16 protein-coding genes and 1 pseudogene are annotated in these 16,706 nt (G+C 67.3%); 15 read left to right on the forward strand and 2 right to left on the reverse strand.

Going from position 1 to position 16,706, the window contains the following annotated elements; genetic code table 11:
- The first annotated feature begins 452 nt into the window (after nt 1-452).
- Together ACYQPG_RS29355 and ACYQPG_RS29360 are read left to right on the forward strand one after the other, a co-directional pair.
- Nucleotides 453-1,558 (forward strand): annotated as a pseudogene (locus tag ACYQPG_RS29355) (alkene reductase).
- 495 nt (nt 1,559-2,053) lie between these two features.
- On the forward strand, nt 2,054-2,278 hold the full coding sequence (locus ACYQPG_RS29360; RefSeq protein ID WP_461232357.1) for a hypothetical protein: 225 nt from the start codon (nt 2,054-2,056) through the stop codon (nt 2,276-2,278).
- 444 nt (nt 2,279-2,722) lie between these two features.
- Here the strand turns inward: ACYQPG_RS29360 and ACYQPG_RS29365 are convergent, their stop codons facing one another.
- The gene (locus tag ACYQPG_RS29365) at nt 2,723-3,418 is read right to left on the reverse strand and encodes a hypothetical protein (protein WP_461232358.1); all 696 of its coding nucleotides are present in this window, start codon (nt 3,416-3,418) and stop codon (nt 2,723-2,725) included.
- 341 nt (nt 3,419-3,759) lie between these two features.
- Complete coding sequence (locus tag ACYQPG_RS29370; RefSeq protein WP_280137113.1) at nt 3,760-3,888, reverse strand: hypothetical protein; 129 nt, start codon at nt 3,886-3,888, stop codon at nt 3,760-3,762.
- A gap of 666 nt (nt 3,889-4,554) precedes the next feature.
- Between ACYQPG_RS29370 and ACYQPG_RS29375 the strand changes: the two genes are divergently transcribed.
- The 13 genes from ACYQPG_RS29375 to ACYQPG_RS29435 all read left to right on the forward strand — a co-directional run bounded on the left by ACYQPG_RS29375 (nt 4,555) and on the right by ACYQPG_RS29435 (nt 16,702).
- Entirely contained in the window at nt 4,555-5,799 is a 1,245-nt protein-coding gene (locus ACYQPG_RS29375; protein ID WP_461232359.1) for a tyrosine-type recombinase/integrase, read from the forward strand.
- Nucleotides 5,800-5,997: 198 nt separating this feature from the next.
- The gene (locus tag ACYQPG_RS29380; RefSeq protein WP_461232360.1) at nt 5,998-7,422 is read left to right on the forward strand and encodes a phage portal protein; all 1,425 of its coding nucleotides are present in this window, start codon (nt 5,998-6,000) and stop codon (nt 7,420-7,422) included.
- The gene (locus ACYQPG_RS29385) at nt 7,422-8,708 is read left to right on the forward strand and encodes an HVA1 family protein (protein WP_461232361.1); all 1,287 of its coding nucleotides are present in this window, start codon (nt 7,422-7,424) and stop codon (nt 8,706-8,708) included. Before ACYQPG_RS29380 ends, ACYQPG_RS29385 begins: the two co-directional genes overlap by 1 nt.
- 90 nt (nt 8,709-8,798) lie before the next feature.
- Nucleotides 8,799-10,208 carry a phage major capsid protein gene (locus tag ACYQPG_RS29390; RefSeq protein ID WP_461232362.1) on the forward strand — a complete coding sequence of 470 codons (1,410 nt, stop codon included), beginning with the start codon at nt 8,799-8,801 and terminating at the stop codon, nt 10,206-10,208.
- Nucleotides 10,209-10,304: 96 nt separating this feature from the next.
- On the forward strand, nt 10,305-10,754 hold the full coding sequence (locus ACYQPG_RS29395) for a hypothetical protein (RefSeq protein ID WP_461232363.1): 450 nt from the start codon (nt 10,305-10,307) through the stop codon (nt 10,752-10,754).
- Nucleotides 10,754-10,921 (forward strand): hypothetical protein, encoded by a 168-nt coding sequence (locus tag ACYQPG_RS29400; RefSeq protein WP_461232364.1) that lies wholly within the window; start codon nt 10,754-10,756, stop codon nt 10,919-10,921. The genes ACYQPG_RS29395 and ACYQPG_RS29400 overlap by 1 nt, the downstream gene beginning before the upstream one ends.
- 36 nt (nt 10,922-10,957) lie before the next feature.
- A complete protein-coding gene (locus tag ACYQPG_RS29405; RefSeq protein WP_461232365.1) occupies nt 10,958-11,542 on the forward strand; it encodes a head-tail connector protein in 585 nt (194 codons plus the stop codon).
- 73 nt (nt 11,543-11,615) lie between these two features.
- Nucleotides 11,616-12,071: a hypothetical protein gene (locus tag ACYQPG_RS29410; protein WP_461232366.1), complete on the forward strand. Its 456-nt coding sequence runs from the start codon at nt 11,616-11,618 to the stop codon at nt 12,069-12,071.
- A gap of 4 nt (nt 12,072-12,075) precedes the next feature.
- Complete coding sequence (locus ACYQPG_RS29415) at nt 12,076-14,649, forward strand: beta strand repeat-containing protein (RefSeq protein ID WP_461232367.1); 2,574 nt, start codon at nt 12,076-12,078, stop codon at nt 14,647-14,649.
- A 24-nt stretch (nt 14,650-14,673) separates the two neighbouring features.
- The gene (locus tag ACYQPG_RS29420; RefSeq protein ID WP_461232368.1) at nt 14,674-15,021 is read left to right on the forward strand and encodes a phage tail fiber protein; all 348 of its coding nucleotides are present in this window, start codon (nt 14,674-14,676) and stop codon (nt 15,019-15,021) included.
- Nucleotides 15,022-15,031: 10 nt separating this feature from the next.
- Complete coding sequence (locus tag ACYQPG_RS29425) at nt 15,032-15,376, forward strand: hypothetical protein (RefSeq protein WP_461232369.1); 345 nt, start codon at nt 15,032-15,034, stop codon at nt 15,374-15,376.
- A gap of 16 nt (nt 15,377-15,392) precedes the next feature.
- Complete coding sequence (locus ACYQPG_RS29430; RefSeq protein WP_461232370.1) at nt 15,393-16,046, forward strand: head-tail adaptor protein; 654 nt, start codon at nt 15,393-15,395, stop codon at nt 16,044-16,046.
- Complete coding sequence (locus ACYQPG_RS29435) at nt 16,046-16,702, forward strand: hypothetical protein (protein ID WP_461232371.1); 657 nt, start codon at nt 16,046-16,048, stop codon at nt 16,700-16,702. Before ACYQPG_RS29430 ends, ACYQPG_RS29435 begins: the two co-directional genes overlap by 1 nt.
- Nucleotides 16,703-16,706 lie beyond the last annotated feature (4 nt).

Below are 16,706 nucleotides of genomic sequence, written 5' to 3' on the forward strand. Positions count from 1 at the left end.
CGCCCATGTCGGGCCACCGATCGCGACGTCAGGTGGCCCGGCAGCGTCGCCGTGGCGCTCGCGAATGGCCTCCGGAGCCGTCTCGTCGTGGCGAGAACTCCGTCACGGCCGTTGTTCCGGATTGCAGAAGCGTCTCGAGGGCCAATGATCGCCATGCGCAGCCGATCGGATCGGCGGCATCGAGTTCGTCCGACGCTGACGGACGTCAGGGAACGCGATCGCGCCGTTCCTATGATTAGACTTTCAGCGGACGGGCCGCCGCCTTGGTGGGCTTCCGCGTCACGCGATCGAGGCGCCCTGGGGCCTGTTGCCGGCCGTGCGTCCGAAGGAGTCACTCCATGGCGGATGCAGCGACCCTCTCGCGAACGCGCGACCCGGCGGCAGCTTCGGATCCGGCTGTGCTGTTCCAGCCCTATCGCCTGGGACCTCTTGAGCTTCCGCATCGCATCATCATGGCGCCCCTCACGCGCTCACGCGCTCACGCGCGCGGTCACCGGGCAACGTACCGAGCCCTCTCGCCGCCTGCTACTACGCGCAACGCGCTTCCGCAGCGCTCATTGTCAGCGAGGCGGCACAGGTCTCGATGCAGGGGCAGGGCTATGCCTGGACGCCGGGCATCCACAGCAGCGCGCAAGTCGAGGGCTGGCGGCACGTCACCAAAGCCGTGCACGAGTCCGGCGGACGCATCTTCTGCCAGTTGTGGCATGTCGGCCGGATCTCGCATCCGGCCCTGCAGCCCGACAACATGCTTCCCGTTGCCCCATCTGCGATCACTCCGCAGGGGAAGGCGTTCATCGAGAACGAACGGGGAGAAGGGGCACTCGTCCCCTTCATTCGTCCGCGCGCATTGGCCCTCGAGGAGATGCCCTATATCGTGGGGCAGTACGAGCGCGCAGCGAGGAACGCCCAGTCCGCGGACTTCGATGGGGTCGAGATCCACGCCGCAAACGGCTACCTGCTCGACCAGTTCATCGAAAGCAGCACAAACCGCCGCTCCGACACGTATGGCGGTACGGTGGGGAACAGGACGCGACTGCTGCTGGAGGTTGCCGAGGCGCTCTCTCGGATCTGGGGACCAGACCGCATCGGTGTCCGGATCTCGCCACTTGGCAGGATGAACGAGATCCGCGACGATGACCCGGAAGCCACGTTCGGCTACATCAGCGAACGGCTCGCCGAATTTGACTTCGCCTATCTCCATGTCGTCAATCCGGCCTCGGAGCAGATGCAGAAGAGGGAGCCCCCCGACCAGCGGTCTCTGGCGCTCGTCCAACTTATCCGCGAGCGATTCAAAGGGACGCTCATTGCCGCGGGAGGCTTCGACACCGGGACCGCTGCGCGCTGGATTCACGAGGGGATGGCCGACCTCGTCGCGTTCGGCCGCAAGTTCATCGCGAATCCCGATCTGCCGGAGAGGTTGCGCGCAGGCGCCCCGCTCAACGCCGACGATCCGACCACCTATTATGGCGGCGGCGAGAAGGGCTACACAGACTATCTCGCTCTGGCGCAGGAGCGTGGCGAACAGCCTGGGAGCTGTGTCGACCGGAGTTGGAGATGATTCCTCATGTGCGGCCATGTCGTGGCCTGCTTGACAGATGTCCGCTTCCGGGGCCGTCCCATTTTCGGCGGAATAGCCGACTTGGGCGCAAAGCGGAACGGCGGCTTTCTGGATGCAACTTAATGACGGCTTACGGCGCTCTTCCACCTCTGCAGCGTGTACCGGGCGTCAGATCCAACCCATTTGATGTCGGCGCTGCGCCAAACGTCAGTGCACCTTTATCTGAGACACAGTTCTACGAAACGTTCTCACGTCGCCATCCGCCTAACCGGCGCCGCAACATTCCATAAGGACAGCCGGTATAGGGTCGGCCGCGAGTCCCTCAATCCGGGTTAGCCGGAGGAGCCCGCCTGCATGTCGTGCGATACCTCAGTCAGGACGATTTCCGGCCGCAGGAGCATCGCAGGCACGAACCCACAGCGTGGGGCGATCGAAGCCGCCTATGCTGCCGGCATCAGCCTTCGCAGCGTAGTCTTTTAGTTCAACGTCGGCATCATGGCCTTCCATCGCCATTGGAACGGCCTCACCTCTGAATACCGAATGGCGCCCGCTACCACGGTGTCCAATTTGGACGATGCGCGGTGGCGCGAGGTGGCGACCGGTCTCGCAGCCATCGCCCGTCGCCATCCCGATTTCAGAACCGACCTCGACGCATTGGTTCAGCGCATCAGCATGCCGGCGGTCGCCTCAGACCTGGGAGGCCGCGCCCGAGCCGCGTGAAGCCACCGCCAGACGGACGAATGCCAAAAGGGATAGGGGGGGCGGATTAAGGATCGCGAGCAAGGGAGCGGCAACCGAATGAGAAGCCATTTTCCGAGACCCGATCGGAAAAAAAAGTCGCTGAGCGGTCGTTGAATGCCCCAACCCCTGCGCGGACGCGGTCCGAGGCCGACCAAGATCCCGGGCGGGGGTCGAGCGACGACGCGTCGTCTCGTCCACCAGCGGCAGTGAGGCACGGCCTGAATGAGCCAATTGGTCGACACGGCGCTCCTACCGCGGGTGGCGGCCGAGAACACACCGCTAGCCGGGCACGAGGACGAGCCTAGTGACTTCAGCACGCTTAGCGAGCACTTGCGCGGGAGCCAATGAATCTGATGGATCGGTGCGGCGAGCAACTCGGCTCTCTCGGTCAGCATATAGATGCAGCCGAGCACCACGCCACGTTCAACTCGGCTGATCAGCGAAGTTAAACCCCGTGCGGCTCTTGGCCTCGACCAGCACCAGGCGGGTCCGATCGAAGCCCCAAGAGAAGTCGGGATCGTCCGGCACACGCGGCCCGAGGAGCGCCCTGGCCCGCTCGATATCGTCGAGGATCGGGTCGACATCCTGAATCCGCCACGCGGCAAAATCGGCCATGCGGAGCGTCCGCATCGAGCTGCCATTGCTCATTACCAATGAGCTGATGGCGGCTTCGCCGCCGATCGCGACCGCAGCGTTCAATCCCCGCAAGCCCATCTTCGTCCGCTGGAGCGCGGTGAAGCCCGACTCCCCCTTAATCCCCTTCAGCATCATGTGGCCGGCATCGGCGCGGGCCTGGACGACGGCGTTCTCTAGCGTCCCGTCGTGGAAGCTTTTGTGCGTGCCGACCATGATAAACGCCGCATCTTCTCGGCCGAAGGTCGCGAACAGCATTGCGTCCTCCTTGTCCATCTGCCGGGTCTTGCGCGGGCCGACCGAATCGACGGGATCGAAATGAAGGTGATGCACATCGTAGGCGGCGAGGCCGAAATCCCCATCGTGCTGCGCGTCGCGCGGATGCTTGCCTGGCCGATGCGCTCGGCTCGACAGGTACGGCGTCAGGTCAGCACCTTCCTCGATTAGCCGCGCCATTGCGAATACCGTGTCGACGTGGCGTGTCACGACGTCGCCATCCCAGAACCGGCGGACGAAGAAGACGCGACGCTTGGCGGTCGGGATCAGCCGGCGGGCGCGTACGAGGTAACGATGGATCAGGGCGCCGAGACTTTGGCGCTGCGGGTCGAGGTCGCCACCGAGTTCGGCTACAAGTTCGCGGCGCAGTCGCGCAACGCGGGGACCCTCAGCGTCTAGACCCGGCACGGTGCGCCTCCACGACGCTGAAGCACGAACTCGACTACATCGAGCTCTATACCTTGATTGTCTGCCACGAGATTCTTAGGGGACGAAGGCGCCTGATGCGGAACTCGTATGTCAAGTCCCGGTCGAAGCGTCGCGGCGAGATCCTACTTCAGGAAGCCTTTCGCGCGGAGGTGATCCGTGAGGATGCGGCGGATGGCTTCCGCACGCGAAGGCTTTGGATCCGCCTGCGCCTCGCGCCAGGCCTCGACGCCGGCCAGCAAGTCATCGGACATGCGGACCCCATGTTGCGGTGTGACACCCGTCGCGGGCCGGCCACGCCTTTTCTGCGCATCAGGAATTGACATCCACATACATTCTTGCGTATCAGAAAAGCAGGCCGAGCGTAAGGTACAACTTCCATCCCGGCCCTAACCCCACCACTCTGTCATAGAGAGCGGCGACGGCTTCGCGCGCCTATAGCATCACGCGCTTACTACACCTTTGGAAACGACAGGACCGGTTAATACGTCAGGGGCCGAGGCATTATTTCGGCCCCGTCACCCAGGCCATCCACGCAATGGAGCAGCCGGATCCCGTCGGCGCCTTCGGACGATCGGAGGCGGCCAAGATCGCTACTACGCCGAGGCCGGCATCGAGGTCGATCTCGGCGCAACTGTCTGCGTAGCAAGAGGCGTGGGTCACAATGGAGGTTCGGCTTGATAGGCCGTATCCTCGCCTTCCTCGCTCATATCGACATCCGGTGGGCCGGCACTCACATTGCCCAAATCGACTTCCTTCGCGCCGAAATCGACGCCCCGATGACCTGGACGGGTGAATGACTCGTGGCGGCCGGGAGGCTGGCCCGCAGAGCACGGTGGGTGCGCTGATACCCCTCTTCGAGCCCACGATCCCCGCCCCGGGGAATCTCACGCCGGCGGCGGCAATTCAGGAGAACCGAGATGGCGAGTGTTAACAAGCGCGAGTGGACCACACCGAAGGGTGAGCAACGGTCAGCGTGGGAAGTTCGGTATCTCCTTGCAGGAAAGCACAAATCTAAGAGTTTTGCGAGGAAGAAGGATGCCGATACTTTCAAGCGTAAGATTGAAGACGACATAGCCAGCGGCAACCTCCATACGCTCAATGGCACCGTGACCGTCAAGCGGATGTGCGACGAGTGGATCAAGGAAAATGAGGACAGAGTTGAGGCGAAGCAAATCGGCCTTAGCTCGATGGGAAATTTGCGCCGGTCGGTTGATCTGCACCTAATCCCGAACCTCGGCAAGCTAAAAGTTTCCGATCTGCGAGCGGCCCACGTTGAAGACTTGTTTCGGACATTGATGAAATCTCACAAGCTTTCACCGCGCACCGCGCGATCCCACGTTTTCTATTTGAGGCAAGCGTGTGAGTTCGGGCGGCGCCGGGGCTATTTGCGATCCGATCCGATCACACCGGCCCTGAAGCTCATGCGCGGCCTGAAGATGCCGAAGGTTCGCACGTTCACAACGGAACAGGTCCGCGACCTTCTGAAGGCGGTCGAGGATCGAGCGTTCTGGCAGCACCCGATCACCTTCCTCCGTCTGAAATGCTTCGTGCATCTCGCAGCGTTCTGCGGCCTCCGCTACGGCGAGATCGTCGGCCTCACACTGAATTCTTTGGACTTCGACGAGGGCATGATCCGCGTCCGGACGGCCCTGAGCCGGTTCGACGAGGTGAAGGGACCGAAGACCGAGTCCGGTGTGCGTGACGTTCCTATGCCGGCCCACCTCTCGGCGCTGCTGTCGCGGTGGATGAGCCACTACTTCGTCGAGAACGAGCGAAATCTCGTCTTCCGCACGGACACCGGCTTGCAGATCCGCCCGAGCAACTTCCACGGCGCGCACTGGCGGCCACTCCTACGTCGTGCTGGCCTGGACGATGGGAAAGGCTCGTTCCACTTCCACGCGCTCCGGCATTTCGCGTCCTCCTGGTGGATCGCGAACGGCATGGACCTGCCCACGGTGGCGAGCCTGATGGGCCACAGTAAGTTCGACATGACGCTCCAGGTGTACGCGCACCCGGTGCTGCCGGTGGTCCGGCACGCCGAGGTTATGGGCCGCCTGGCCGACCGTCTGCTCGACGTTCCAGCCCTGTCCGAGACCGCTGCCGCCGTCGCGCTTGGGTCCGCCATTTGCGCAACCGTTGCGACGCCGGAGATAAACCTCTGAAAACGTTAGGCGAAATCCCAACGACAACGTCCTGCCCAAGAAGGCAAAGCCCGGATCGAAGGCTTCGATCGACGGCTTCGACGCGGCGATCAACGCGAACGCGGCCCGGCTGGCGCACGAGAGCGGCAGCATCCCGGCCGGCGTGAAGGTCGAGAAGCCGTCGATCTACATGGAACGTGGGCTGATCGGATTCTGAACATGCCGCAGACCGAAGCCGAGATGTGGGCGGGGCTCGCCAAGTCGGACCAGGCGGGGCAGCGCGTCTACTCCGGGCCGGCCCAGGACCAGCGCGAGACGATCGCCCGCGAGATGTACGACCGCGGCTGGGACGATCTCGGCTTCCTCGGCGTCGGGTCCGGCTTCTACCAGGGCAGCGCCACCGGCCTCGCCCTGCTGATCCAGTGCGCCGACGTGAAGGCGCGGGACATCTCGAAGGCCGAGATGCTGCAGTGGCGCCGCAACGGCCGCGGCTGGCAGATGGTCGAGCCGGTGAAGGGCGAGCTCGCCTACCACCTGATGACCAAGCCGAACCACACGGCGATGACCTGGCCGGAGTTCTGGCGGATGATCGTGCTCCACCATGAGGTGGCGCAGAACGCCTACATCTACACCCCGCGGGACCGCGAGGACACGATCGAGGAGTACATCCCGATCATGCCGGGCCGGGCCCGGATGCGGGTCAGCGATCGCGGCAACATCTTCTACGAGATCGTGGCCGCCACCGAATACGACCGCGCGGTTCTCGGCGACACGTACCTGATCGTGCCCGAGCACGAGATGATCCATCTGCGCGGACGGCTCCTCGACGGCGTCAACGGTCTGTCGAACGTCGTTCTGGGATCCCCGAACCTCGATCTGCTGTCCGCGATCGGGCGCTATCAGACCAAGCTGTTCGGCAACGACGGCAAGCAGCCGCTCGTGTTCGAGACCAAGGAGGGCTTCCCCAACTCGGACATGGGCGAGGCGGCCTTCCGCCGGCTGAAGGATCAGCTGCGCGAGGCTGCCCGGCGGGCAAGCGGCACCGGCGAAGCGATCCTGCTGGAGGCGGGCCTCACCGCGAAGCCGATCGCGATCAACGCGGTGGACGCCCAGAGCAAGGACAGCTTCACGCAGGCCGTGATGCGGATCTGCGGCCTGATGGATGTGCCGCCGCACCGGATCTACGCGCTGGAATCGGTCGCCTACAACAACATGGCGTCGATGAACCGGCAGTATGTGAACGACTGCTTGATGCCGTTGGCGTTCAACATCGAGACCAAGTTCCGGAACCACTCGCTGCCGCAGGACGACTGGCCTCGATACAGCCTCCAGTTCGACCGCTCGGCGCTGATGTCGAACGATCCGGACACGATCGAGAAGCTCGTGAAGACCGGCATGAGCACCGGCATCATGGAGATCGACGAGGCGCGCGAGATCATGCCGTTCCGTCTGAACCCGCTTGGACAGGGCGGCCAGGTCCGCACCGTCCCCGTCACCATGGCCCTCGTCGACCGGGCCGGGAACGTCATCCAGGCAGCCACCGGCCAGAACGCGACGCAGCCCGGCGCGGGTGAGGATGAAAGCCCCGACAACAACGCTGGCAAGGCGGGCCCGCGGCTCGTCCATTCCTCAGGAGTAGCCTGATGCCCTCGAAGCGCGTCTCGATCGATGAATACCTCGGCTCGCGCGGCTACGGCGGCGTGGAGCGCAAGCAGTTCGCGCGCGACAACGGCGTGATCCTGAAGGCGGCTCGCCTCGTCGAGAAGGCCCCGAAGTTCGACAAGGAGGCGGGGACCATCCGCTTCGTCATGTCGGCGGAGATCGAGGACCGCGATCGCGACATCGTCGTGCAGGTCGGCCTGGACACCACCGAGTTCGAGAAGAACCCGGTGGCGCCGTGGTCCCACCGCGCCGGGGATCCGCCCGTCGGCACCTGGTCCGACATCGAGAAGACCCTCACCGGCCGGCCGAAGCGCACCGAGGGCACGCTGACCCTGGTGCAGGGCGAGCCCATGGCCGACCGCCTCGCGATCCACTTCGCCGCCGGCAGCGTGCGCGCCTGCTCGATCGGGTTCATGCCCACCGCCATCGAGCGCCGCGAAGTGCCGGAGGACGAGCAGGGTGGCTACTTCTGTCCGGGCTACATGATCCACTCGGCCGAGCTGTTCGAGTGCTCGCCGTGCACCGTCCCGGCCAACCCGGCGGCGCTGGCCAAGGCCGCGGCCAGGGGCGACGCGATGGCCCGGGAGATGATCGAGGAGGTGCTCGATACCTGGCGGATCGAGAACGGCGTGATCATGCCGCGCAAGGTGTTCGAGGACGCCCACCGGCGGGCTGGGACCGAGCGCAAGTCGCTCGTCCTCGGCGGGGAGCGCTTCGTGGCCTGGAAGGACGCCTCCGGCGAGCCGCACCTGGAGAAGGCGAGCAGCATCGCCATCGGCGACTTCGTCTCCTGGTCGGCGAACGGCGAGACGGCGCGGGGCAAGGTGACGAAGGTGGTCAGCGACGGCTCGATCGAGGTCCCCGGGGCGACTGTCTCGGGCTCCTCGGACGATCCGGCCGCCAAGATCACGATCTACAAGCAGGACGGCGACAGCTGGACGGCCACCGATACCGAGGTGGCGCACAAGTGCTCGGCCCTGACCCAGATCGACCCGCTGAAGTCGGTGTCGGCCGAGCCGGCAGGCCTGGCGGAGTCGGTGGTGTCGAAGCTGCTCATCGCGCTGGGCCTGAAGGGCAAGACCGAGGCGGCGGACCCGAAGCCCGAGGAGGACGGGCCCAAGCCCGCGCCCGAGCCGACGCCCGAGCAGAAGCTCAAGGACGTCTTCACCAAGGATCTGCCGGCGCTCGGCGCCCTGCATGATCGCATTGAGCGTCGCAACGCGGCTGCCGAGCGGCACGCCGACATCGAGGCGCGCCTGAGCGCCTAAGCGCTCACCGAATCCCCGCAGCCAGCATCTGAAACCTGGAGGCCCGCAGCTGCGGGGCTGCTCTCCAGGCTTGTCTTACGGAGCAAAGTGATGAAGACTCTGCAAGAATTGCGTGAGGAGCGGAAGGCCAAGCGCATCGCTCTTCAGGCGCTGAAGACGGCCGCCTTCGCCACCGACCCGACGGACGAAGCGGTCACCGCCTACGAGGCCGGCGTGAACGGCCTGAAGGCGCTGGACCGGCTGATCACCATCGCGGAGGCGGACGAGGCCATCGAAGGCTCCACCTCGAAAGCTGCCGATGGCCCAGTCGGCGGTGGCACGGGCGGCGAGCACCGGCCCTATGCGGCCCCCGCCAAGCAGGTGAAGGACGTCCAGAAGGCGCTGCTGCCGATCGCCGCCCAGGTGAAGGCCGCCATCCTCAACAAGCAGTCGCAGGAGAGCGGCTCCGGCGAGCGCATCAGCCCGGTCGACCTGCTCAAGCAGGAAGGTTACGGCGAGACGCTGAAGGAGTTCGACGCCAAGGCGCGTGAGCAGCGCTTCAAGGCCGGCCTCGCCTCGAGCGTCTCCAACAACGTGCTTCTGCCGCAGCCGGTCGCGGAGGAGATCATCCCGATCCTCTATCCGGCCGCGACCTTCCTCCAGGGCAACCCGCGCCGCGTGCAGCTCATCGGCGGCACGTACCGGCAGGCCCGCGGCGTCGGCTCGGCGACCGCCGCCTACGTCGGCGAGGGCGCGAAGAAGCCGGTCGGCGCGCCCACCTTCGACGACATCGACATGCGCAGCCACAAGCTGGCCGGCATCGTCTACATGACCAACGAAGCGGCCAAGTGGACCATCGGCCGCCTCGAGGAATACGTCCGCAGCGACCTTCAGCGGGTGATGGGCCTGAAGATGGATTCGGCCATGTACTTCGGTACGGGCGTCGGAGCCACGCCGACCGGCATCTTCAACCAGCCGGGCATCACCGTCCTCGATGGCTCGGGCACCGGACTGTTCGCCAACAACCGAGCGCCGACCGTGGGCGAGCTCGACCGGGTCGCGTCCCGCATGATGCTGGCGATGACCGGCGCCAATATCGTCCGCTCCGACACATGGAAGTGGACCATGGGCTACCGGTTCATGCAGTTCCTCGCGGATCTGCGTGATGGCAACAACAACCTGATCTACCCGGGCGTGGACGATCCGGTGAACCCGCGCTGGAAGGGCATCCGCATCCTGGTGTCCAACCAGTTCGCCGAGAACGGTGGCACCAGCACCGACGAGGGCGACCTGGGCCTCGTCGACTTCGGCCATGTGCTCTTCGCCGAGGAGGAGGGCATGACCATGAAGACCTCCACCGAGGCGACCATCGACGACGGCGGCACGCTCGTCCTGCTCTGGCAGCAGAACATGAGCGCGATCCTCTGCGAGATGCAGCACGACGTCTTCCTGGATCAGCCCAAGGCCGCGGTCCGGCTGACCCACGTCCGCGCGGGCTCGCCCTCCACCACCGCCGGCTGATCGCCGTCCGCATAGCCGCGCGCTGGCCTCGGCTGGCGCGCGGCACGCCGCGGCGACGTCTTCGCCGCCCCTTTCAGCATCACGAGGACGACGGACATGGCGAAGAACGTGGCCACGGTCGAGGATTTCCAGAGGATCAAGAACGGGGACACCGGCCTCGTGCCGATGTCGTTCCTCGTCCCGACGATCACCGAGCGCGTCGGGGATATCCGCGGAGCCGAGCCCTATACGGCGCTGCGCTGGTACAACGACGGGCTGGCCGAGCCGATCGTGCAGCTGAACGCCGCGCCGGCGCAGCAGCGGCAGGCGCAGCTGGACACCGAGGCCGAGCGCAAGTCCGCCATCGAGATCCCGACTGCATGGGGAGAGAGCCACCGTCTCCAGCGCATCGCCCTGGCCAAGAAGATCACCGGCAGCGATGCGGGTCTGAGCACCGAGCAGGCGGACAGGGTGATCCAGGACGAGCTCGCCCGGCGTGCCGCCACCTCGGCCGCCACCGGTGCGGGCGGGAACGCCCTGACCACGCAGCAGACCGTCACCCTCTGATGGCCGACGATCACAAGGACGGCGCGGAGACCCCGCGCCCGATCCGCTCGTCCGATGCGGAGGTCGACCCCTACCGGGCCGAGCGCCAGCAGCCGAAGGCGGTCACGCGGCCAGGCGCCGACAAGATGGCCCGGCCTGGCACGCTCCGCGGCTACGAGACGAAGTGAGGCGGTCGGGTGGACCTGCGTCGGATCTCAGCCCCGTTGACGCCAGAGCAGAAGCTCGACGTCGTGTCGCTCGATACGCTGAAGGCGCATGCGCGCATTCGGCATGACGACGAGGATCGCCTGCTCCTCGGCTACATCGCGGCCGCCTTCGACTTCCTCCATGGCCCGGACGGCTGGCTGAACGGTTACTGCCTGCTGGAGGAGGAGTTCGAGCTCTTCCTCGACCAGGTCGGCGACGCCACCGAACTGCCGCTGCGGCCCATCCCCGACGACATGGCACCGACCCTGGAGCGGCGGCTCGATCGTGGCGCCTACACTGCCTTCGAGCCTGGCGATTTCATGCTGGCGCTCATGAACGGCAACGGGGTGATCGCGCGATTGTCAGCCCCTGCGTTCCGCTCCCAAGGGGACATGGCCGATCCTCGGCGATACCGGGTGACGTTCAAGGCTGGCTGGCCCGAGCCCGACCTGGTCCCCGCGAGCCTGAAGCAGTCGATCCTATTGCTGGCCGCGCACTTCTACACGAACCGCGAGGTCACCGCGGGGACCGTCCCACGCGAGATCGAATACGGCCTGCGAAGTCTCGCTGGCCGCTATCGCGTGAGCCCGAACCATTCGTGAGGCTGGCAGCCTGACCGTCTCGGTCGGCCTTGGGCCGGCCCGCTTGCTTCATCTGGATCGAGGACGCCTCGCCATGCCGCTGCCGACCAGCGCGCCCCAGACCGCAGAGACCGCCTATCGGCTGGTCATCGCCACGGCCCAGACCTGCTCCGTCAATCTGCGGGGACTGAAGGGGCTGATCGATGCGGGGGCGCGCGTCCCGCTCGTCGCGCTGGTCGGCTTGTACCAGGCGCTCAACGGCTCTCAGGGCGTCGGCCGTTCGATCCAGGGCGTCGAGGGGCTGGCGGAGTACGCCAAGGAGGCGCTGCAGGCCCCGGATTACGACATCGACGCGGAATTCATGCGCTCGATCATCGCGTGCAAGGCCGTCACCGACTGGCTCCTGGCAAACCTGCCGAACGACGGCGCCGGCGGCTATGTGGGCTGGACCCATGAGGGCGACGGCCAGATCGTGCCACTGACCGTCGCGGCCGACACCCTCGCGCCGCTCGCTGCGTTGATCGACACCGCCCTGGCGACGTTCGCGTAGCCTGATGGCCCTCTGGACTCCCCTCAACCTCAAGAGCGTCACGCTCGAGGGGTGGTATCGGACCAAGGACCCGTTCGGCGCTGTTGCGCCCGGTGCTGACGTACTGTCGGGCGGAGCCCCGGGCAACTGGGTCGACCGCTCCGGCAAGGGGCGCACCCTCTTCCTGGAGGGATCAGGCCTCACGTGGAACCCGGATGCGTTCGGGACCGGCAAGCCCGGGATCGAGAGCAACGGCAACGGCGGCTGGCGCACCGCGGCAGGGCAGGCTTATCCGCCGAACCTGCCGCTGGGCACCGGCGCCGTCTTCCGGCAGAACGCGGACGATTCCGACAGCCGCCTCATCTCGCTGATAACGCCGAACGGGTCTGATCCCTTCGACAGCGCCGGCGTCATCCCGCTCTGTTTCATCTCAGGCCCCGGCAAGCTCAGTTACTGGTACGGGTTCAACCAGGCCTCGACCACGATCCCGGTTGGGGCGCCGGTCATGATCGACGGCGTCCCGACGTCGTTGACGGATTACAAGACCTCTCTGAACGGCGTCGATGGCGGTACCGCCTCGCACGCCAATCTGAGCGTCTACCAGATGGACCGGCTGGGCGTTATGCGCACCGGCCAGGGCGGCAACTCGCCGAAGGGCGCCTTCGCCGAAGCGATCCTCTGGTCAGGCGTGATCTCGGCCGCCGAACTAGCGCAGTGGCAGGGCTACCGCGCCTGGAACAACGGGCTACAGGCGCTCCTGCCGGCGAGCCATCCTTATGCCGCCGCCCCGCCGACGGTTGCGGATTCCGGCGGCGGTACGCCTACGCCAGTGGATTCGCGCATTGGCGCTGGCACCGCGACCGCCCGGGGCGTCACGACCAGCACCGGCCGCAAGGCCGCGCGCGCGACGGTCACCAATTCGGCTGTCGCGAGAGCAACCGGCACAGGCCGGAAGGCAGCTCAAGGCGCTGGCACCGATACGGCCGTTGCCAGAGCGACCGCTACGGGGCGCAGGGGTGCGGCCGGGTCCGGGCTGGCGAGCGCTATCGCGTCCGGCACCGGGACCGGCCTGAAGGGCGGGAAGGGATCGGCCGCCGTATCATCCGTCGCCGCGGCGACGGCCTCGGGCCGCAAGGGCGCGCTTGGCAGCGGCCTGGCCTCGGCTACTGCTGTAGAGACGGGTGCGGGCCGCAAGGGCGCCGCCGGCGCCGGCACCGCCTCGAGCATTGGCTCCGCCGTCGGGACGAGCGCCGCCAGGTCCGTCCAGGGCAGCGGCTCCGCCTCGGCCGTCGCCACCTCGACCGGCTCCGGCCGGAAGGGTGCGCTTGGTGCCGGGCTGGCCACCGCGGTCGGCACCTCGACCGCGACCGGGCGCAAGGCTGCATCTGGCGCCAGCCTGGCGACTGCGGTTGCGTCTGAAACCGGCACAGGTCTGAAGTCGGCGCGGGGCTCAGGCTCCGCGGCGGCGATCGGATCCGCCACAGGGACCGGCAAAAAGCCTGGCGCAGGTACCGGCTCGGCCTCGGCCGTGGCCACCGCTACAGGCTCCGGCGTCAAGTCGGCACGCGGTACCGGGCTCGCATCGGCAGTCGCAGCGGCCACCGGTACCGGCGCGAAGTCGGCGCGCGGCTTTGGCCTGGCCGCGGCCGTCGCCTCCGTCACCGGCCAGGGATCGAAGCCTGGGACCGGCACCGGCTCTGCCAGCGCGGTCGCGTCGGCAGACGGTACGGGACGGAAGAGCGTCGCCGGTGCGGGCACGGCCTCCGCGGTCTCGGCAGCGCAGGGATCCGGGCGGCGCGGGGCGACCGGCGCGGGATCGAGTTCCGCGATCGGGATCTCGACCGGGTCCGGCGCCGCGCAGCGCTCCGGCTCCGGCCCGGTCACGGTCCGCGGGGCGATCACCGGCACCGGCTCGACCGCTCGACGCGCGTCCGGATTGGCCAACGCCTTTGCCGGCGCCGTCGGTATCGGCAGTTCGTCTCGCCGCGGCACTGGCAGTGCGACCGCGACTGGCTCCACCACCGGGACCGGGATCGCGCAGCAGGCTGGCGCGGGATCCGGCCTCGGCCAGGCGACGGGATCTCTCACGGGGTCCGGGCGCAAGGCATCATCCGGCTCAGGCAGGGCCGCCGGGATCGCTGCTGCTGAAGGGCGCGGCCGCAAGTCTGTCTCGGGCTCGGGCCAGATCTCTGGTGTCGGGTCCGGATCGGCGACCAGCGCGCACTCGGCCGCCGGCGCCGGATCGGCATCGGGTATCGGGTCCAGCACTGGTACCGGCCGCAAGTCTGTCCGCGGGGTGGGCACGGCGAGCGCCGCAGGTACCACCACCGCCACCGGGCGCCGCTCGATTCCCGGGGTTGGCCGCGCGGCCGCTGTAGCCTCGGAAACTGGGCGCGGCCGAAAGGCAGGCATCGGATTCGGCACGGCCACCGCGGTGATCCGCGGCGTCGGCCTCAACGGCAACACCGTCCTCACCGCGGTGCCGATCCGGTTGCGGGGGACCAGAGCCGCGCCGGCCGCCCTGCTCGGCATTCGGCAGCAGCCGGCCTCTCTTCACGGGGTGCGGCAGGGATCAGCTGTGCTCAAGGGCAAGCTGTAGGCGCAGACGTAGAAGGAGAGCACCATGTCCGTATTCCTGAATGCCGCGAAGGCAGTCATGCTGGACGCCTTGGCGGCGCAGGCGGGATTCGTCTCGCTGCACACCGCCGACCCGGGTTCGACCGGCGCCAGCGAAATGACCGGCACCGGCTATGCCCGGACTGCCGTCACCTGGGGCGCCTCGGCGGCCGGAGCCAAGCAGGGCGTCGGCGCCAAGCAGACCGTCCCGGCCGGCAAGACGGTCGCCTTTCTCGGCATGTGGACGGCGGCCACCGGCGGCACCTTCCTCGGCGGCCTCGACTGCCCGGATGAGGCCTACACGAGCGCCGGCGACTACACGGCGACCCTCAACCTCGCCCTCGCCGACTCGTAAGGTCAGATCGATGGCGTTCGTCAACGCACCCTTCTCGGTCCGTCGCGGTGACGATCGCCTGATCGAGATCGACATCGACGATGCGGATGGCGTCGCGATCGATCCGACCGGCCTCAAGGTCCGCCTGACTTACGGGAAGAGCGCTGGCGGCCGCGCGATCAAGACGATCACCGAGAGCGATCTCACGGTGGTCGGCAAGAAGCTCGTCTATCGGATGAAGCCGGCCGAGACTGAGGCCCTCGAGGCCCTGGCGACCTACTGGATCCAATGCCGCGTCACGTTCCCGGATGGGACCACGGACGGGTTCCGCGAGACGGTCACGACCGGATCGTTCGTCGTCGAGCAGACGCAGTAGCGCGGCAGGCTGACCGATGCCCATCGCTGCCGGCAGCATGAATCAGCGGGTGCAGTTCCTGCGCCGCATCAAGGGCTCGTATCAGCCGCTCGGCTCGGTGCAGTGGGCCCGCCTTCAGTTCGAGCGCGCGGTCACCGTCAGCGTCGTCGGCGTGCCGTTCCAGGGGCGCGGCGGCAAGCTGACCGTGCGCTCGTGCGACGTCACCCGGGGGCTCACCATCGGCGATCGGCTGCGCATGGATGGCGAGGAGTTCGCGATCACCATCCGCAAGGCTGACGAGGTCGCGGTCGACGACGTCCACCTGGAGATCGAGTCCGCCCCGACGCCCGCCCTGTATGCGTCCGAGATGGAGCGCCGCGGCGAGGTCGTGTCGCTCCGGCGGAGTTCGCCCAACAGCACGCCCACCGCCTACGATGCTCAGATCGACGTGCGGGCGATCGTCACCGGGTACGCGCCCAGCGAGCTCGTGGGCGGCATCAACCAGGGCGACAGCCGCGTGATCCTGCTGGCTGCCGACGTGGCCGCCGGTGGCTTCCCGGTGCCGATCGAGACGGCGGGGTTGGACACCGTCTGGATCAACGGCCTGCAGCGCACCTTCAAGAGCGTGGACGACAACACGCACCGGATTGCGGGCGTGCTGCTCGCGTACGACTGCACGGTGAGGGGCTGATGCCGTCCGGATCCAGCGCGTCGGTCCGTGCCGCCGTGGCGCAGGCGCTCTCGCCCGAGAAGCACCGCCTCATCGTCACCGCGGCGGCCCGCGAGGCTGCACAGCGGGCGGAGGCGGCCTATAGCGCCGAGACCGGCCTTCCGCCCGAGCACGATACGGTGGTGGACGGGCGCGCCCACGCCTCGCTCGATCGACTCAATCCGAACCGGGGTGAGGTCGTCTTCCGGTTCGCGCGCGTCACCGAGGCGCTCGCCTGGATCTACGACCAGATCGTCACCCACTCGCCTCGGCTGACCGGCCAGTACGCGGCCTCGCACATCCTGCTCGCCGACGGGCAGCGGGTGGACCCGAAGAACCCGCCCGCGGCCGCGCGCTATGTGTTCATGAGCCTCGCGCCCTACGCCAAGAAGATCGAGGAGGGGCAGTCCTCGAGCGCGCCGACCGGCGTCTACCAGGCGGTGGCCGTGCTGGGGGAGCGCCGGTTCGGCAACAGCGTGAGCATCGGGTTCGGCTACGAGTCGCCGCTCGTCGACTACATCGCCGGCGCGCACGGCCGAGGGGCTCGTGCCCTGCTCCGCCAGCAGCCCGTGCGCGTCGCCGGCATGAAGCTGGAGCGCTCGACGCGCGTCCCGATCATCACCGTCACCTTACGCTGAGGTC

The sequence above is a fragment of the Methylobacterium sp. CM6246 genome, assembly GCF_054818005.1.